15 protein-coding genes are annotated in these 18,245 nt (G+C 56.7%); 14 read left to right on the plus strand and 1 reads right to left on the minus strand.

Annotated features, from left to right (window positions below):
* The first annotated feature begins 527 nt into the window (after positions 1-527).
* Entirely contained in the window at positions 528-2,123 is a 1,596-nt protein-coding gene (locus PGY33_RS06380) for a peptide chain release factor 3 (RefSeq protein ID WP_119189131.1), read from the plus strand.
* A gap of 610 nt (positions 2,124-2,733) precedes the next feature.
* On the opposite strand, the gene gdhA is transcribed toward PGY33_RS06380, so the two are convergent.
* Entirely contained in the window at positions 2,734-4,077 is a 1,344-nt protein-coding gene (gene gdhA / locus PGY33_RS06385) for an NADP-specific glutamate dehydrogenase (RefSeq protein ID WP_118761101.1), read from the minus strand.
* 217 nt (positions 4,078-4,294) lie between these two features.
* On the opposite strand from gdhA, the gene PGY33_RS06390 reads away from it, so the two are divergent.
* The 13 genes from PGY33_RS06390 (at position 4,295) to rplC (ending at position 18,227) form a co-directional block, all read left to right on the plus strand.
* Positions 4,295-4,609: an MGMT family protein gene (locus PGY33_RS06390; RefSeq protein WP_119194946.1), complete on the plus strand. Its 315-nt coding sequence runs from the start codon at positions 4,295-4,297 to the stop codon at positions 4,607-4,609.
* A gap of 211 nt (positions 4,610-4,820) precedes the next feature.
* Complete coding sequence (locus PGY33_RS06395; RefSeq protein ID WP_270477795.1) at positions 4,821-5,330, plus strand: HD domain-containing protein; 510 nt, start codon at positions 4,821-4,823, stop codon at positions 5,328-5,330.
* A 798-nt stretch (positions 5,331-6,128) separates the two neighbouring features.
* Positions 6,129-6,635, plus strand: coding sequence for a MarR family winged helix-turn-helix transcriptional regulator (locus tag PGY33_RS06400; RefSeq protein WP_117491415.1), 507 nt, complete (start codon positions 6,129-6,131; stop codon positions 6,633-6,635).
* Positions 6,635-8,365: an ABC transporter ATP-binding protein gene (locus PGY33_RS06405; RefSeq protein WP_270477796.1), complete on the plus strand. Its 1,731-nt coding sequence runs from the start codon at positions 6,635-6,637 to the stop codon at positions 8,363-8,365. The genes PGY33_RS06400 and PGY33_RS06405 overlap by 1 nt, the downstream gene beginning before the upstream one ends.
* A gap of 41 nt (positions 8,366-8,406) precedes the next feature.
* Positions 8,407-10,290 carry an ABC transporter ATP-binding protein gene (locus PGY33_RS06410; protein ID WP_243022873.1) on the plus strand — a complete coding sequence of 628 codons (1,884 nt, stop codon included), beginning with the start codon at positions 8,407-8,409 and terminating at the stop codon, positions 10,288-10,290.
* Positions 10,291-10,564: 274 nt separating this feature from the next.
* Positions 10,565-12,919 carry a SpoIIE family protein phosphatase gene (locus PGY33_RS06415; RefSeq protein ID WP_270477798.1) on the plus strand — a complete coding sequence of 785 codons (2,355 nt, stop codon included), beginning with the start codon at positions 10,565-10,567 and terminating at the stop codon, positions 12,917-12,919.
* Between the two features lie 57 nt (positions 12,920-12,976).
* Positions 12,977-13,237, plus strand: coding sequence for a hypothetical protein (locus PGY33_RS06420; protein WP_270477800.1), 261 nt, complete (start codon positions 12,977-12,979; stop codon positions 13,235-13,237).
* A 117-nt stretch (positions 13,238-13,354) separates the two neighbouring features.
* A complete protein-coding gene (locus PGY33_RS06425) occupies positions 13,355-13,864 on the plus strand; it encodes a DedA family protein (RefSeq protein WP_181967777.1) in 510 nt (169 codons plus the stop codon).
* Positions 13,865-14,014: 150 nt separating this feature from the next.
* Positions 14,015-14,998, plus strand: a complete 984-nt coding sequence (gene dusB / locus PGY33_RS06430; protein WP_270477802.1) for a tRNA dihydrouridine synthase DusB — start codon at positions 14,015-14,017, stop codon at positions 14,996-14,998.
* Positions 14,999-15,030: 32 nt separating this feature from the next.
* Positions 15,031-15,645 carry an RNA polymerase sigma factor gene (locus tag PGY33_RS06435; RefSeq protein ID WP_110435214.1) on the plus strand — a complete coding sequence of 205 codons (615 nt, stop codon included), beginning with the start codon at positions 15,031-15,033 and terminating at the stop codon, positions 15,643-15,645.
* Positions 15,638-16,591: an anti-sigma factor family protein gene (locus PGY33_RS06440; RefSeq protein WP_270477805.1), complete on the plus strand. Its 954-nt coding sequence runs from the start codon at positions 15,638-15,640 to the stop codon at positions 16,589-16,591. Before PGY33_RS06435 ends, PGY33_RS06440 begins: the two co-directional genes overlap by 8 nt.
* Positions 16,592-17,093: 502 nt before the next feature.
* Entirely contained in the window at positions 17,094-17,405 is a 312-nt protein-coding gene (gene rpsJ / locus PGY33_RS06445) for a 30S ribosomal protein S10 (protein ID WP_054326972.1), read from the plus strand.
* A 126-nt stretch (positions 17,406-17,531) separates the two neighbouring features.
* Complete coding sequence (rplC, locus tag PGY33_RS06450) at positions 17,532-18,227, plus strand: 50S ribosomal protein L3 (protein WP_117491440.1); 696 nt, start codon at positions 17,532-17,534, stop codon at positions 18,225-18,227.
* Positions 18,228-18,245: the final 18 nt, after the last annotated feature.

The raw sequence follows: 18,245 nt of genomic DNA on the forward strand, positions 1-18,245 counted from the left end.
CACCCTTACACGTTGACGAGGGTCTCTTCTGCGTCTGACAGCGCGTGCCGCACGCAATGGTTAAGTTTAACCTTTGGGCGGCATAGCTGTGCCGCCCTCTGCGTAGACTTTCCGATATGTGTAGCAGTAAGTTGTCTGTGAACTGCGAATAGGCGGAGAAAGACACGCTGCGGTAGACCGACTGTCGTTCCCCTTTTTCGGAGCGGTCACAGATAGGAAAGCTGCGCCGGACTAACAAGTTAAGGGAAACGGGAGTTAAGAGGGTAGAAACCGTAGGTGTCTACCCTCTTGCCCCGATGCGGCGGGTGCCGCGCTTTCGTTCTACCTTTGAAAAAGGTAAAAAAACAGGAACAGCCGAACTTTCGTCCGGCTGCTCCCGCAATAAAAGGTAGGATAGAGAGTAGAAAGCAAGAACATGTGGGGGGATCTTACGCTTTCCACGTCATTTATAATACTGGTGAATTGTGAACATTCTGTGTACATTCTACAACAATATTAGATTTTGATAGATCGGGAGGAAAAAGTCTGTGGCAGACCTGAAAAAAGAAATTGAAAATCGGCGCACATTTGCAATCATTTCGCACCCTGACGCCGGTAAAACCACCATTACGGAGAAGTTTTTGCTCTACGGCGGAGCCATTCAGGAGGCCGGCATGGTCAAGGGCAAGAAAAACAGCCGTCATGCGGTTTCCGACTGGATGGAGATCGAGAAGCAGCGCGGTATTTCGGTAACGTCCTCGGTGCTGCAGTTCCGCTATGAGGGCAAGTGCATCAATATTCTGGATACCCCGGGCCATCAGGACTTCTCGGAGGACACCTACCGCACGCTGATGGCGGCTGACTCTGCGGTGATGGTCATTGACGCCTCCAAGGGCGTCGAGGCACAGACCCGCAAGCTGTTCAAGGTCTGCGCGATGCGCGGCGTGCCCATCTTCACCTTTATCAACAAGATGGACCGTGAGGCACGCGACCCGTACGAGCTGCTCGAGGACATCGAGAACGAGCTGGGTATCGGCACCTACGCGGTAAACTGGCCGATCGGCTCGGGCAAGCGCTTCAAGGGCGTGTACGACCGCATGGACGATGAGGTTATCGCGTTTGAGGGCGCGGATTTCCGCCACGAGGTCAAGGCACAGCGACTGTCGATCGACGATCCGATCCTCGAGGGTATGCTGCCCGAGGATCAGTACCAGACGCTGATCGACGATGTGGAGCTGCTCTCCGGTGCAGGCGATGAGTTCGATCTCAAGGCAGTGCACGAGGGCAGGCTGTCGCCGGTATTTTTCGGTTCCGCGCTGACTAACTTCGGTGTTGAGCCGTTCCTGAAGAAGTTCCTGCAGATGACGCCTCCGCCGACCGCGCGTACCGCTGACATCGGCGTGATCGACCCGTTCGATCCGCATTTCTCCGCGTTTGTATTCAAGATTCAGGCGAACATGAACAAGGCGCACCGCGACCGTGTTGCGTTCATGCGTATCTGCTCCGGCAAGTTTGAGCGCGGTCAGGACGTGCTGCACGTTCAGTCCGGCAAGAAGATGGTGCTTGCCGCACCGCAGCAGCTGATGGCACAGGACCGCTCCATTGTCGATGAGGCGTATGCGGGCGATATTATCGGTATTTTCGATCCGGGTGTGTTCTCCATCGGTGATACCGTGTGCGATCCCAAGCATAAGTGCGTGTTCTCCGGCATTCCGACGTTTGCACCCGAGCTGTTTGCCGTTGTTCGCCAGAAGGATACGCTCAAGCGCAAGCAGTTCGTCAAGGGCGTCGAGCAGATCGCACAGGAGGGCGCTATCCAGATCTTCCGCGAGCCGAATGCCGGTATGGAATCGGTTATCGTCGGCGTTGTCGGCGTGCTGCAGTTTGAGGTGCTCGAGTACCGATTGAAGAACGAGTATAACGTCGAGATCATCCGCGAGAACCTGCCGTATGAGCACGTTCGCTGGGTTGAGAATGATGAGGAGGACTTCGATATTAAGAAGCTCCAGCTCACGAGCGATACCAAGATCGTCGAGGATCTCAAGGGCAACAGCCTGCTGCTGTTCACCTCGCCGTGGAATATCACCTACGCAACCGACCATAACGAGAACCTGCGTCTTGCGGATTTCTCGGAAAACGCATAAAATGCCTGTCGTGAAACTACAGTTTCGCCGACAAGGGGGAACGGACCGTGGGCCGTTCCAAAGTCGTCCGAAAGTTCCTCCTGGTGGTCGAAACTTTCTCCCTCCAGAAGTATAAAAACCGAGATACATGCTCCCGGTTTGCTCTCATTAAATCTTTTTAAGGATAGAGGCCTACGGGCTATGAATTTGCATAGCAAATTCTATTTGAAGCGCGCTGACGCGCGAAATACGGGACACAGGCGGCTGTGCCGCCGGGTCCCGCACCCGCGAACGCAGTTCGCGGTAAAATACGCGGTATGCCCCGCAAACCGCACCTATAGGACAGCCGCCTGTTGGCGGTGAGTCCTTCGCGGGCAACAGCGTTCACGCCAACCCATAAAATCCCCGACGGGGATTTCAGCACCCAGATAACCTATCATGCCGCAGAGCGCATCAAATGGAGCGCTTTCAGCGCGACAAAAATGGCCCAGCTTTGCCGGGTCATTTTTAGCAAACAATAAAAGAGCACCGGAATCGAAATTCCGGTGCTCTTTTATTGCGGTAGCCCTTACAGGCAGCGCCTGTCAAGGGCGTCCCTCGATTGAAAGGGCGTAGCCCTTTCAATCGAAAATCAGCATACGCCCTGAGCGAGCATAGCGTCAGCGATCTTCTCGAAGCCGCCGATGTTAGCGCCCATAACAAGGTTGTCCTTGTGGCCGTACTTCTCAGCTGCAGTGATGCAGGTGTGGAAGATGTTAACCATGATGTCGTGCAGACGCTGGTCAACTTCCTCGAAGGTCCAGGACAGACGCAGGGAGTTCTGGCTCATTTCCAGACCGGAGGTAGCTACGCCGCCTGCGTTAGCAGCCTTTGCCGGGCCGAAGAATACGCCGGCTGCCTGGAATGCTGCAACAGCCTCCGGGGTGGACGGCATGTTAGCGCCCTCAGCTACAAACTTGCAGCCGTTGGCGATCAGAGCCTTGGCGTTCTCCTCGTTCAGCTCGTTCTGGGTTGCGCACGGCAGAGCGATGTCGCACTTTACGCCCCACGGACGCTGACCCTCGGTGTAGGTGCTGCCTGCAACGCGCTCAGCATACTCCTTGATGCGGCCGCGCTTAACTTCCTTGATGTCCTTAACAACATCCAGGTCGATGCCGTTCGGATCGTAGATGAAGCCGTTGGAGTCGGACATGGTAACAACCTTAGCGCCCAGCTGGGTAGCCTTCTCGCAGGCATAGATCGCTACGTTGCCGGAACCGGAGATTGCAACGGTCTTGCCCTCGAACGAAGTGCCCTTGTATGCGAGCATTTCCTTCATGTAGTAGCACAGGCCGTAGCCGGTTGCCTGCGTGCGTGCCAGAGAACCGCCGTAGGACAGACCCTTACCGGTCAGAACGCCGGTGTACTCGTTGCGCAGACGCTTGTACTGGCCGAACATAAAGCCGATCTCACGGCCGCCAACACCGATATCGCCTGCCGGAACGTCGGTGAACTGACCGATGTGCTTGCACAGCTCGGTCATGAAGGACTGGCAGAAACGCATGATCTCAGCATCGGACTTGCCCTTCGGGTCGAAGTCGGAGCCGCCCTTGCCGCCGCCCATCGGCAGAGTGGTCAGGCTGTTCTTGAAGCACTGCTCAAAGCCGAGAAACTTGATAACGGATGCGTTAACAGAGGGGTGCAGACGCAGACCGCCCTTGTAGGGGCCGATTGCGGAGTTGAACTGTACACGGAAGCCGCGGTTAACCTGAACCTTGCCCTGATCGTCAACCCACGGTACACGGAACATGAACATGCGCTCCGGCTCTACGATGCGCTCCATGATGCCGTTCTTCTCAAGCTCCGGACGAGCTTCAACAACCGGCTCAAGGCTCTCAAGAACCTCGTAAACTGCCTGCTGGAACTCCGGCTCATTCGGGTTGCGCTTCTGTACGGTTTCGTACACGCCCTGCAGATAAGAATTGGTAAGTGCCATTTTTATTGTCCTCCTTACATTCTATACCACTCGCTTAACTTTCGTAAGTAATCCGAGTGGAATGCTCTTATATTTGGTGACGGTTTTATTATATAGCAATTTTTTTGTATATGCAATACTTTAGCGTGATAAAATTATACAGTTTTTTAGGCTGAAAAACCTATGGATATCGGCAATCTGACTTGATATAATAAAGTAAAAGAAGGAGGAAACAGCCATGGCAAACAGCTTTGACCGTATATATGCAGTGGTGAAGAAAATTCCGCGCGGAACGGTGGCCAGCTATGGGCAGGTCGCGCTGCTCGCGGGCAATCCGAGATGGGCGCGCGTCGTCGGCTATGCGCTGCATGTCAATCCCGATCCGGAGGGGATTCCGTGCTACCGCGTGGTAACGAAAGACGGACGAACGTCACCGGCGTTTGCGTTCGGCGGCGCGGATATTCAGCGCGCACTGCTCGAAGCGGACGGCATCGAGTTCACCGAGGATGGCCGCGTGGATATGGCGAAATACGGCTGGACAGGATTAGGGTAACACCGCACAATTAAACTGCGGCGCTTTACGGAAATTTTGTGCTCTGACGTCGTTGTGCTTTCACGGTAATACACAAAGTATTACCGCAAAATCACGCCTAGTCAGACCGCAAAATTTACTCGTAAATCGCTCTTGTTCAATTATGTGGTATTACCCTGACTTGACAAATTCGGTCGTGCGGTGCTATGCTTGCGCCAAAGGAGTGACACGCATGATCGACATCGAAAAGCTGACCGCGCTCGCCATCGCGTATGACGCAGGCGACGCAAAACGGATTCAGCACTTTATAAAGGTATACGCGTACAGCCGCCTGCTCGGGCGCAGGGAAGGTCTGGATGAGCACAAGCAGAATGTACTTGAAGCTGCAGCCGTTCTGCATGATATCGGCATCCACGAAGCCGAACGGAAGCACGGCTCGAGCGGCGGACACTGGCAGGAGATGGAAGGTCCGGCGGTCGCGGCTCCCATGCTGCAGCAGTGCGGCGCAGATGAGCGGGAGAGCGAGCGCGTGCAGTGGCTCATCGCGCATCACCATACCTATACCGCCGGAGAGGAAAAAGATTTCCGTATTCTGCTTGAAGCGGATTTCCTTGTCAACGCCTACGAGGACGGTATGACGGCAGAGCAGTGTAAAAACGCGAAAGACCGCGTGTTCCGAACCGAAACCGGCAAGCAGTATCTTGAAGAAATGTTTCTCAAACCGGCATATCAGGCGAAATAATAGAAAATTGAAAATGGAGAATGAACCGGACGGGTTTCATTTCTCCATTTTTTTTTATTGGTGCGGTAACATCATCATAACGTGATATATCGTAGGGTGCGACGACCTCGGCGCACCGTACCAAACGATTTGCACAAACCATACCGTAGGGGAGCACAGTGTGCTCCCACGGCACAACCGAAACCTGGTCAAAGAACGGACACGCCCATTTGACGATGGCGCGGGCGCACATTGTGCGCCCCTACGATTACACGTCTGCCAATGAATTTACAGCGGTGCGCCGAGTCGTACCCTAGGGTACCCTCTCTTGCCCTTCGGGCAATTCACCTTGCCGCACCCTACGGTATAACGTGCATATCAGATGAAACTCGAAGGTGCCATCGGTAGTCGCCAAGCTAATGAGTTGCGCGACACAGGTATGTCGCGCCTGCGGAGAGCAGGCCGCATGTGTAGCAGTACGTTATCTGTGAACTGCGAATATGTCGAGAAATGGGCGCACACTGTGCGCCCCTACGGCAGAGTAATCCGACTGCCGTTCTCATATTTTTCGAAGCGGTCGCCGGTCTCTGGTATGCGTCAGGTTAAGAAACAAAAGGAAGTGGGAGTTAAGAGGGTAGAAACCATTGGTGTCTACCCTCTTGCCCCCGCCGTGGGTACGGCGCCCCCCGCCGGGCAGGTGAGATTCCTCTCGCTTCGTAAGCGACCACTCCCCGAAATGTGAACATTTCGTGAAACCCGTTGACATTGCCGAGTGACGGTGTATAATATGTTAGCAAGCTAACAGTAAGGAGGCTAACAATGAATTGCTGTGACCATAATGAATGCTGCGGTCACTCGAACGACCGCATCGGTGCAGAAATCGGCATGCTGCATAATCTGCTTCGGCGGCAGATGGCGTGTATGACCGAAAAGACTGCGAATGCAGCGAATGTGACCGGCATGCAGGCGATGATCGTCCATCACCTGATCATACACGAAAAACAGGGCGATATATTCCAGAAGGATCTGGAAAGCGTGTTCCAGATGCGCCGCTCGACCGCAACGGGCATACTGCAGCTGATGGAGCAGCACGGCATTATCCGCCGTGAGCCGGTGGAGCATGACGGCCGCCTGAAACGTCTGGTGCTGACCGAGCAGGCGCGTGCAATGGATAAGCGCATTGGCGAGCGCATGGAGCAAATGGAACAGCTTCTGCGGCAGGGCATCACCGAGGACGAGCTGAAGGGCTGGTTTGCGGTCTGTGAGAAAATCCGCTCCAATCTGGAGCAGTACCAATGCAATATGTGCAGGGAGGGACAGAAATAATGATAAAACGACTGCTGAAAAGTGTGCGTGAGTTCAAAAAGGACGCATTGCTCACGCCGTTTTTCGTTGTGCTTGAGGTCGTGATGGAGGTCATCATTCCGATGGTTATGGCGCTGCTGATCGACAAGGGCATTGACGGGCAGGATATGGCCGCCATTTGGAAATACGGCATCATCCTTGTGCTGTGCGCCATGCTCGCGCTGGTGTTCGGCGCGGCGGCCGGCACCTTTGCGGCAAGAGCCTCAACCGGCTTTGCCCGCAATCTGCGTCACGATATGTACTACAATGTGCAGAATTTCTCGTTTTCCAACATTGATAAGTTCTCCACCGGTTCGATCGTCACCCGTCTGACCACCGATGTTACCAACGTGCAGAACGCCTTTCAGATGTGCACGCGCATCGCGGTGCGCTGCCCGGTCATGCTGGTCTTTGCGCTGTTCATGGCGATGAAGATCAACAGCAGGATGGCGCTCGTATTCCTCGCGGTGCTGCCGATTCTGGCGATCGGTATGGGCATCCTGATGAAGGTCGTCGGCCCGGTCTTTGAGCGCGCATTCAAAATCTACGACCGCATGAACACGGTCGTACAGGAAAATGTGCGCGGTATCCGCGTTGTTAAGACCTATGTTCGTGAGGATCACGAGACCGAAAAGTTTGAGGGCGTTTCCGGTATGCTGTACCGCACGTTCTCCAAGGCGCAGAAGACCATGGCAGGCGTTATGCCGCTGATGCAGTTCTGCATGTACGCGTGCATGCTGCTGATTTCGTGGTTCGGCGCGCGTCTGATCGTCGGCGGCTCGATGACCACCGGCGAGCTGACCAGCATGTTCTCCTACGCGATGCAGATCCTGATGAGCCTGATGATGGTAGCGATGGTTTTCGTTATGATCACCATGGCCAAGGCGAGCGCAGAGCGTGTTGCCGAAATCCTCGATGAGCAGCCCGACCTGCACAATCCTGCAAACCCGATTCACGAGGTCAAGGACGGCGCGATCGAGTTCGACGACGTTTCCTTCAGCTACAAGGGCGATGAGCGCAAGCTGGCGCTCAAAAACGTCAGCCTGCATATCAAGGCCGGTCAGACCGTCGGCATTCTCGGCGGCACCGGTTCTGCGAAGTCTACGCTCGTGCAGCTGATTCCGCGCCTGTACGATACCACGCACGGCACAGTCAAGGTTGGCGGCGTGGATGTCCGCGATTACGATATCGAGGCGCTGCGCGATCAGGTTGCCATGGTGCTCCAGAAGAACGTGCTGTTCTCCGGCACGATCAAGGAAAACCTTCGCTGGGGTGACGAAAACGCCTCGGATGAGGAGCTCGAGCGCGTATGCCGTCTGGCACAGGCGGATGAATTCATCCAGCAGATGCCGGATAAGTATGACACCCACATTGAGCAGGGCGGCTCAAATGTCTCCGGCGGTCAGAAGCAGCGCCTGTGCATTGCGCGTGCGCTGCTGAAAAAGCCGAAGATCCTCATTCTTGATGACTCGACCAGTGCGGTCGATACCAAGACGGATGCGCTCATTCGCAAGGCATTCGCGGAGGAGATCCCGGACACGACCAAGATTATCATTGCACAGCGCGTTTCCTCTGTGCAGGATGCGGATCAGATCGTCATTCTCGACGGCGGCACCGTGCAGGCTGTCGGCACGCACGATGAGCTGCTCGCAGCCAACACGATCTATCAGGAAATCTACAACCAGCAGAACAGAAAGGGCGGTGAGGAATAATGGCAGGACCTCAGATGCGCGGACCCGGCGGCCGCAGAGGCATGAGGGGCGGAAAGCGCAGCAAAAATCCGAAAAAGACGCTCGGACGTCTTATGAAATATATTCAGAAGGGCTACGGCGTACAGTTTGTGGTTGTACTCATCTGCATTCTGCTGTCGGCTGTGGCAAACGTGGCCGGCTCCATGTTCCTCAAAAGCCTGATCGACGACTATATTTCTCCGCTGCTGCTGCAGGCAGCTCCGGTGTTTACCGGCCTGCTGCATGCGCTGATAAGCATGGCGGTGATCTATCTCATCGGCATTGCGACTACGTTTGTCTACAACTGGCTGATGGTCAGCATTTCGCAGGGTGTGCTCAAAAAGGTGCGTGACGAGATGTTCGCGCACATGCAGAAGCTGCCGATTCGCTACTTCGATACGCATACCCACGGCGATCTGATGAGCCATTTCACCAACGATACCGATACGCTGCAGCAGATGCTCAGCCAGTCCGTGCCGCAGATGTTTTCCTCAGCGATGACCATTATCTCGGTGTTCATCGGCATGCTGGTGACGAATGTATGGCTGACGCTGTTCGTACTGCTCGGCGTGTGCGTCATGCTCAAGGTGGTAAAGAAACTGGGCGGTCAGTCCGCGAAGTACTTCCTCGAGCAGCAGAAGTCGCTCGGCAGGGTCAACGGCTATATCGAGGAAATGATCAACGGTCAGAAGGTCATCAAGGTGTTCTGCCACGAGGAAAAGTGCAAGGAGCAGTTCGATGCGCTCAACGATGAGCTGCGCGAGAACGCTGCAAGCGCGAATACCTTCGCAAACATCCTCATGCCGATCATGATGAACATCGGCAACCTGCTATACGTTCTGGTCGCGGTCGTCGGCGGCGCGCTGGCGCTGTCCGGCGTGGTCGGAAACAGCATCACCATCGGCGTTATAGCGTCCTTCCTGCAGCTGACCAAGTCGTTCACCCAGCCGGTAACGCAGATCTCGCAGCAGTTCAACTCCATTGTTATGGCGCTCGCCGGTGCTGAGCGTATCTTTGAGCTGATGGACGAGGAGCCTGAGGTAGACAACGGCTACGTTACTCTCGTCAACGCCAAGTACGACAAGAACGGCGAACTCGTTGAAACCCCGGAAAAGACCAACATCTGGGCGTGGAAGCATCCGCACGAGGACGGCACCACCACCTATACACAGGTCCGCGGCGATGTCCGCTTCTTTGATGTGGATTTCGGCTATAATCCGGATAAGATCGTCCTGCACGACATCACACTGTACGCCGAACCCGGTCAGAAGGTCGCGTTCGTCGGCGCAACCGGTGCGGGCAAGACGACCATTACCAACCTGATCAACCGTTTCTACGACCTTGCGGACGGCAAGATCCGCTACGACGGCATCAACATCAATAAGATCAAAAAGGCCGATCTCCGCCGCTCGCTCGGCATCGTGCTGCAGGATACCAACCTGTTTACCGGCACCATTCGCGATAATATCCGCTACGGCCGCCTGGATGCGACCGACGAGGAGGTCGAGGCAGCGGCGCAGCTGGCCAACGCGGACGACTTCATCCGCCGACTGCCGGACGGCTATGATACTGTCATCGACGGTGACGGCGGCAGTCTGTCGCAGGGCCAGTGTCAGCTGCTTTCCATCGCGCGTGCGGCTGTTGCCGATCCGCCGGTTATGATCCTCGATGAGGCGACCAGCTCGATTGATACCCGCACGGAGTCCATCGTGCAGGCCGGCATGGACAGCCTCATGTACGGACGTACGGTGTTCGTTATCGCGCACCGCCTGTCCACGATTCAAAACGCAGACGTTATTATGGTGCTGCAGCTCGGTCATATCATCGAGCGCGGCAATCATGAGCAGCTGATTGCGGAGCACGGCAAGTATTATCAGCTCTATACCGGAGCGTTTGAATTAGAATAAGTGCTTTCTGCTCGAAACCTGCAGAATCAGAACCCGAAACGAAGATTTCGGGTTCTTTTTTGTGCGCAGAAACAGAAAAACCGCCGGCGGCGGTCTATCGGTCGGGCTTCTGCGGCAAAAGAGCCGCTTGCCGCACTTTGCCGTCGTTTTACGCGCTCGAAAGTTGGAATATGCGCTTAATTTTTTTCAAAACGCAATTTCCGCTGTTATTTCCCGCCAAGCGGCACGCCTGCGTTGGGATATACTGGGAAAACAGCAAGGGAGGCGTAACGAAATGGATAAACAAAGGGCAAGGCGGTCCGCGTCGATACCGGTGCGGATTGGGCATGCGGCAGCATGGGCTGCTGGATTATGGAAACAGGAGCATCTGCGGACGCTCATCACAGGCGCACAGCGATTCGTGCTGTGTGCGGTGCTGGCACAGGGAACCATCCTCGGCGGGTACATGCCGTTCGGACTGGCGATGGCGGCGGCCTTGATGGCTCGAGGAGCGGGACTTTCCGCGCTCGGCGGTCTGGTGTGCGGCGTTATGCTGCGCGGCGATGGATTCCACGGCGGCATTTACGCCGCGGCAGCGCTGCTGGTGCTGTGCGTGATGAGCGTGTGCGCCGGTCTGCGGGTGATGTCCGAGCGGTGGTTTGCGCCCTGTGTGGCGACGTTTGCAAGCGCGGCGTGTACATTCGTGTTCCTGCCGCTCGGTGCAGAGCTGACCGCACCGGCGGTGCTGACATTCCTGCTCGTGCAGGGCATCACGTTCGGCGTGTGCTGGATGTACGGCGCGGCCTTCGCACCGCCGCGCGACGAAAATGACTGGCGCAGACCGGTAACGCTTTTGGTGCTGACTGCGACCGTGCTTTTATCGCTTTCGGGTATCAATCTGTTCGGTGTGTTCGCTCCCGCGAGAGCGGGGGCGCTGCTGCTCGTGCTGGCGGCGGCGTATCTCGGCGGACCGGCGGCGGGCGCGGCAGCCGGTGTCGCGTTCGGCGCAGCAATGGATCTCAACATCGGCTACGGAGCCTTGTTCACCTGCTGCTACGGTCTGTGTGCGCTCGTTGCCGGACTGTTTCACGACAGCGGCCGCGGCTGGTTTTCGGTCTGTGCGCTCGGCGGCGGACTGTGCGCGGCTATGCTCGGCGTGGAGCATCCGCTGTTCATCCCGCTGCTCACAGAGCTGTTCTGCGCGGTCCTCATGTTTGCGGCGCTGCCGCCCTTCGTGTGGGAGGCTATCCGGCGCAGCCTGCTGCCGGATACTCTGATGGGCGAAGCCGCCAGTCAGCGCGTGCGGCGGCTGGCGGGTACCTGTGCGACCGAGGCGGCGCAGGCGTTCTACGAGCTGTACCTTGCTATGCTGCACGGCGTCAGCGAGGGTAAAGCCGCCGGAGACCGGAACATTCGGGCAGTATTCGACTACGCGAGCGACCATGTCTGCAAAGACTGCATGCTGTGTACGCAGTGCTGGCAGCGGGACTATGTGAGCACGCTGGCGGCTCTCAATGATGTGACCCAGCCGATGCTGCAGCGCGGACGAGCGGAAATGAGCGATTTTCCCTATCATTTTGCGGCACGGTGTGCGCGTCTGCCCGAGCTGATGCGCGCCATCAACAGTGCGCTGTTTGCGCTGCGCGAGCGCGAAAGCCTTCGGCGGCAGCAGGAGGAAAACCAGAGCCTGCTTGCCAGGCAATACGCAGGCATTACGGACATTCTTCGGCAGCTTGGCGCAGAGGTCACGCAGGATGAAACGGCGCAGCCGCTGATGGAGCGGCAGGTGCGCCGGTATGCGGCAGCGTTCGGATGGATCGACCGGGTGTGCGCGGTGCGGGATTCGCAGGGCAGGCTGACCGTTGAGTTATACGGCGAGGGCATTGACGACATCATGAAGCAGGGGGACGGCTTTTCAGCCGGTCTGTCGGCGCTGCTGGGCGTGACGCTGACCGCACCGGAGAAGAAAAAGGGCAGCCAGGGCATCCACGTTGAGATGCACGAGCGGGCGCCGTACCGTGCGGTGGTCGGCATCGGCCGTCAGCAGAAGGAGGGCACGTCGGTCTCGGGCGACAACGCGTGCTACTTTCTCACCGATACAGGAACGGCGTGCCTGCTCCTGTCGGACGGCATGGGCTCGGGTGCCGCCGCGTCGCGGGACAGCCGCATGCTCATCACCTCGCTCGAGCGGTTCCTGCGTGCAGGCATTTCGGTCGGAGACGCGCTGCACGCGGTCTCTCCGGCGCTGCGCCTGCGGTCGGACGGCATGCGCTTCACCACACTGGACGCATTCACGCTCGACCTGTTCAGCGGACGCGCGGAAAACCTCAAGTGCGGCGCCGCACCGACCTACATGCGGCTGAACGGTCGATGGACTATCCTGCCGGGCACGGCGCTGCCCATCGGTCTGGCGGAGGAGGACGAGCTTGGCGACGCCGTGCCGCTGCAGATGAACGACGGCGACATTGTGGTTCTGCTCTCGGACGGCGTGACCGACGGCACGGACGATAAATGGGTGCGGCAGCTGCTTATCGCGCATGCAGGCGACAGCCCAAAGGAGATCGCGGCACAGCTTGTGAACGAGGCGAAAGGCCGCGGACATGATGACGACCGAACGGTAATGGTCATGAAAATCGAAAAGCTGGAATGAGACTGGTATAAAATCACGAAAGAGGGGAATGATGGAACAAAGAGAGGAGGAATCTGTATGGTACGAGGCGTCAGCCGCCGCGTCATTGTCGTCAAGCCGGAGCAGCCGGCATTGTTCGAGCAGGCTATTTTCCTTGTGCGGGACTACAATGCGCCGCGCGGCGACATGGTGCGCGAGGCCTGCCGCATCGCAAACAGCTATCTGCCGCGCAGACGGCGGTCGAGAAGAAAGGCAGACGGTCTTTCTCTGCTGGCCGGATTCTGCACAGGCGCACTGCTCATCGGCACTATATGGGCGATGACAGCGCTCGTTTTGTAAACAGATTATAAAATGAGCGGCCGTTCTCTTGTACCCTCCGGTTTTGGTTGGTATACTATAGTATACAGACGGAAATTTCGGTTTTCGCCTACTATAGATCAAACGGAGGCGGCTATTATGACGGCCGAAACCTTTTTTCAGCTGTTCAACCAGTACGGACTGATCCTGGTCTGTGCCGTGGTTTTCTGCGAATATATGAACCTGCCCGGATTTCCGGCAGGCGTTATCATGCCGTGCGTCGGTGTGCTGATTGCCCGGAGCGAGCTGTCGCTGCCGCTGACGGTTTTTCTGAGCGTGATCGCCGGTGTGCTCGGCAGTCTGGTCATCTACGCCGTGTGCTACTGGGGCGGCGAACCGGTGATGGAGAAGCTGTTCGGCAGGAGCAAGAAATTTAAGTCGCTCGTGCGTAAATGCCACGAATTTATCGACGCACAGCATGGGCGTGGACTGGCGATCATCCGCGTGATCCCGTGTATCCGCACCATTGTTTCCATTCCGGCCGGACTGCTCCGCATGCCGGTCAAGTGGTTCATCGGCTGGTCTGCGGCAGGCATTGCCGTGTGGAATACCGCACTAATCTCGTTCGGCTATTTCTTCAGCGAGAAGATCCTCAGCATGGTCATGTAACCGAATATATCGACAGGGTAAATCCTCGGATTTACCCTGTTTTTGCGTTCTTCGGTCGGAAAATGGGTGAATCCATTCTATACGTTGCATTTGCAGTCGTGTTATGGTAAAATATACACCGTTATATAACGTATAAGACGGAGGAACGATATGCAGATCGGCAACGTAACAATCAACGGAAAACTGGCGCTTGCACCGATGGCAGGCGTGACCGATCTTGCATTCCGCCATATCTGCCGGGAGCACGGCGCGGCGCTGACCGTGACCGAAATGGTCTCCGCAAAGGCGCTGTGCTATCAGGATAAGAAAACGCCGCGTCTGCTTGAACTGGGGGCGGACGAGCATCCGGCGGCTGCCCAGATCTTCGGGCACGAGCCGGACACGATGGCCGAAGGCGCGAAACTGGCGCTGGAGAAATCCGGCTGTGATATCATCGACATCAACATGGGCTGTCCGGCGCCAAAGATTGTAAACAACGGTGACGGCTCCGCGCTGATGAAGGACCCGGAGCTGGCATCCAAGGTGATTGCAGCGGTCGTAAACGCGGTCGATGTACCGGTAACAGTCAAGTTCCGCAAGGGCTGGGATGAAAAGAGCGTCAACTGTGTGGAATTTGCCAGAATGGCTGAGCAGTCCGGCGCGGCAGCGATCACGCTGCACGGACGCACGCGCTCGCAGCAGTACAGCGGCACCGCCGACTGGGATGCGATTCGTGAAGTCAAGCAGGCGGTTTCCATTCCGGTGTTCGCCAACGGAGATGTGGCCGAACCCGAGGACGCGGTCCGCATTCTCGCGCACACCGGCGCGGACGGCGTGATGATCGGACGAGGTTCGCTCGGTGATCCGTGGCTGTTCGAACGGGCGAATGCACTGCTCGAGACCGGCATCTGTCCGGCGCTGCCGCCGTTCGCGGAGCGCATTGACACGGCCGTGCGGCAGATTGAGCTTGCCGCCGAGCAGAAGGGCGAGCATATCGCCATGCTTGAGGCACGCCGACACGTTAACTGCTATCTCAAGCGGGAAAGCGGTGTCAAGATGTTCAAGAACCGCATTTGCGCACTCACCAAGCTGAGTGACCTGTATGAAATCGCAGACGAACTGAAAGCCTTCGTTTCGGCGAAGGAGAATGTATAATAATAAGGTAAGAGAAAGAGAGGGGAGACGCAGTGGATGACAAGCATATTGTGGCGCAGGCGCGGCGCGGCGAGCTTTCCGCCTTTGAGGAGTTGGTGACGCGCTACGAAAAGCGCGTGTATGCCATCGCGCTGCGCTCGTCCGGCTCGCCGGAGGATGCCGCAGATATCACGCAGGAGGTTTTCCTTCGGGCATGGCGTTCGATGAAGGACTTCCGCGGGGACAGCGGCTTTGCGACCTGGCTGTTCCGCATCACGATGAACCAGTGCGTCGATTACGCGCGGCATAAGCAGAGCCAGCCGCCGACGCAGCCGCTCGTGCAGGGCGAGGATGACGAGGAACGCGAACTGCCGCTTCCGGATACGGCTCCATCCCCCGAAGAACACCTGGAGAACAGCGAGCTGGGACGCGAGCTTGCCGCCGCGCTCGATGAAGTAAGCGACGAGCACCGCAGAATCGTCCTGCTGCGGGACGTTTCCGGCATGAGCTACACCGAGATCGCTGAGATACTCGAGGTCAGCGAAGGCACGGTAAAGTCGCGGCTGTCACGCGCACGCATCGCTTTACGCAAAATTTTACTCAAACGAGGGAACCTTTTTCATTTGCCTTCGTCTAAAGATATGGAAGGAGGCGAGGAGCATGAATGAGGAGGAATATTTTGAACAGCTTTGCTCAAACAGTGTGGACGGAACCCTGACCGATTCCGAAAAGCAAAAGCTGGAAGAGCATCTGGCAGAGTGCCCATCGTGCGCCGCGCTGAAAGAGGATCTGGAGCAGATGCACAGTATGCTGGCGGTGGACGAAACCGAGCCGCCGGCCGGACTGCATGACAGCATTATGGAACGTCTGCGGCAGGAGGAAACCGTTCGGGTGGTTGCGCCGCAAAAGCCGATGCGCCGTCTGCCGGCGTTTACGATGGTGGCCGCTGCGGCGGTTGTCGTGCTGGTCGTGCTCGGCGGCGGACTGATGCCCGCGTTCAGCACGGTAGGCAGCGGCAGCACGGCGGCAGCGGATTCCGCTTCGGCGGACGCAGGAGACTGCACGGCGGACGGCGGTATGCAGGATGAGATCGAGCAGTCCGTACAGAGGAATACCGATACGTCGGACAGCGGAGCATCGAATGCAAGCGTGCAGCAGAGCGGCACGGCTTCGCAGAGTGCGAACGACAGCGCATACAGCGGACAGAATGACACCGGCGAGGACTCTGCGGCGAATGCGCAGAGCGATGCGGGCGTTGATGCCGAGCAGTATGCAGACAACGATCAGTCGATCGCAGCGCCTGAGCCGATTATTGAGAAGTCGGTACAGGTGCAGACCAGTCCGGTGCTCACACTCCCGCAAAGCCTGCACGGCACACACACCGCGTACTGCTATGTGGCCATCGGCGGCAGCAGCCTGCCGGATATTGATGGTGAGCTGCTCGCGCAGGAGAACGGCGTTTCGTGGTTTCGGCTGGACAACAGTATGGAAACGCTCGAAAAGACTCTGCAGATAGTAGAACGGGCGGGCTGCACGGTGACTGCCTATGATAAGGTCGATCTGACGATCGACAGCCATGCAGATTCGTGGATCTTAGCGGTTGTTACCGGTTGAGATTGGGCAAAACAGACCTGAAACGAGGGTTTTCGGGTCTGTTTTTGTGCATAACGCGAAAAATTCCGATTTCAACAAAAAATCGCTGAAAATTTTGTGCAAACACTTGACTTTTCTCCGAAAGTATTGTACTATGTATAAGAACTTGCGAGAGCAAGTTAAAACGCGATGATACCGGAGATTGCTGCTATGAGCAGGTAACTTCGGTGGAGTAGGTCCGACAATCGGGCGGTTGAGATAACTGCTATCAGCTGAATTCAGATATTCAGCAAAAACGCAATGTTCATGCGTAAATTCGGGACTCGCGGCGCGTGCGCCGTCAAGCCGATGGTTTGAACCACTTACGTTTCTTATCGTGACCGGATTGTTGCGCTGCGGAGTCAGTGCGCCCGGTTATTTTCATGCCCGTTGCGTGATACGCACGGCGGAGTTGCAGTTTCTCTCCGTAGCGAGTCAAAACATTATTTAATGTATGGCACACATACGAGGAGGAAATTCCACAATGGCAAACGCACAGAAGATTCGCATTCGCCTGAAGGCGTATGATCACGAGCTGATCGACCAGTCCGCAGAGAAGATCATCGAGACCGCTAAGCGCAACGGCGCTAAGGTTTCCGGCCCGATCCCGCTGCCGACCGAGAAGCAGATCGTTACCATCCTGCGTGCTGTTCACAAGTACAAGGATTCTCGTGAGCAGTTCGAGCGCCGCACCCACAAGCGCCTGATCGACATCATCAACCCGAATCAGGCTACCATCGAGGCTCTGACCACTCTCGACCTGCCGGCTGGCGTCGAGTTCGAGGTTAAGCTCTAATTTAAGTTAACAAGCTGACCGGATTAACCCACCGGCGGTTTGAAGCCCTGCCGCGACACGCGCGGCGAGGTCATGTTGGCGGTCAAATGCCGTCAACCAATAACCTTTGAGGAGGAAAAACAAATGCTGAACAAAGCAATCATCGGCAAGAAGGTCGGTATGACCCAGATCTTCAATGCTGACGGCAAGGTTATCCCCTGCACCGTAATCGAAGCAGGTCCTTGCGTTGTAACTCAGCTCAAGACCGAAGAGAAGGACGGCTACAATGCTGTACAGTTCGGTTTTGAGGATGTTAAGGAAGCTCGCCTGAACAAGCCCCAGAAGGGTCACCTGAAGAAGGCTGGCGACTCCCTGAAGAAGTACCTGAAGGAGTTCCGTTTTGAGGACTGCACTCCGTTCCAGCTCGGCGATGTTGTTAAGGCTGACATGTTCGTTACCGGCGATTATGTTGACGTTACCGGCACTTCCAAGGGCAAGGGCTACGCTGGCGTAATCAAGCGCTTCAACGCATCCCGCCTGAAGGAAACCCACGGTACCGGCCCTGTACACCGCCATGCGGGTTCTATGGGCGCTTGCTCTGATCCGTCCAAGATCATGAAGGGCAAGATGATGCCGGGTCACATGGGCGCTGAGCAGGTTACTGTTCAGAACCTGGACGTTGTAAAGGTTGACGCTGAGCTTAACCTGATCGCCGTTTGCGGCGCAGTTCCGGGCCCGAAGGGCGGCATCGTAGTGCTGAAGAACACCGTTAAGAACAACAAGGTTGCCAAGGGCGAGGCTGGCATCAGCAAGAACCCGCAGAAGGCTTCCGCAAGAAAGTAAGGGAAGGAGGAGCAAATC

It is taken from the genome of Butyricicoccus sp. AF18-9LB (genome assembly GCF_027684505.1).
Taxonomy (GTDB): Bacteria; Bacillota; Clostridia; order Oscillospirales; family Butyricicoccaceae; genus Agathobaculum; species Agathobaculum butyriciproducens.